Source organism: Aquimarina sp. RZ0, assembly GCF_008370685.1.
Taxonomy (GTDB): domain Bacteria; phylum Bacteroidota; class Bacteroidia; order Flavobacteriales; family Flavobacteriaceae; genus Aquimarina.
In genome coordinates this window covers 1-535 of sequence record NZ_VTZU01000257.1, presented here as the reverse complement: position 1 = coordinate 535, position 535 = coordinate 1, and the positions used below count along the sequence as shown (strand labels likewise).

The window sequence follows — 535 nt, the reverse complement described above, 5'->3', positions numbered from 1 at the left end:
CTAGTACACTTTTTACTCCTGAGCAAGGACTCTTGGCATAAACTACCCATGATTTATTAAATAAGGTGTCTACTAAATTTTGTAAGTTTAGATGCTCTATTTCCTTTTTGTTTTTCAATTGTTTTAACTGCTTCAAAAATATAGCTCTAAAGACTTTACTCATGGCTTTTACAGGAAATAGGTATTTTCCTTTTCCGCAAGTTTGTTTCCATTTCTGTTGTTTATTTACACCTCCAGATGGCACTAGACAATGAAGGTGAGGATGTAAGCTTATATTCTGTCCCCAAGTGTGCAAAAGACTAATCATACCGGTTTTTGCTCCAAGATATTTAGAGTCATTAGAAAAGGTTTGAATAGTTTTCCAAGAAGCGCTAAAAAGGGTGTTATAAAGTTGTTTCGGATACTTTAAACACAATTGGTTAAGCTCACTAGGTAAAGTAAATACGACATGAAAATAAGTAACAGGTAAGACTTGTTCTGTGCGTGCTTGAATCCATTTTTCCCGCTGTTGGACCTGACACTTAGGACAATGCCT

1 protein-coding gene is annotated in these 535 nt (G+C 35.3%); it reads right to left on the bottom strand.

Annotated elements, in window-relative coordinates; genetic code table 11:
- Positions 1–535 (bottom strand): transposase (locus F0000_RS27555; protein ID WP_149627893.1); only part of this gene is annotated, 535 nt, incomplete at both ends.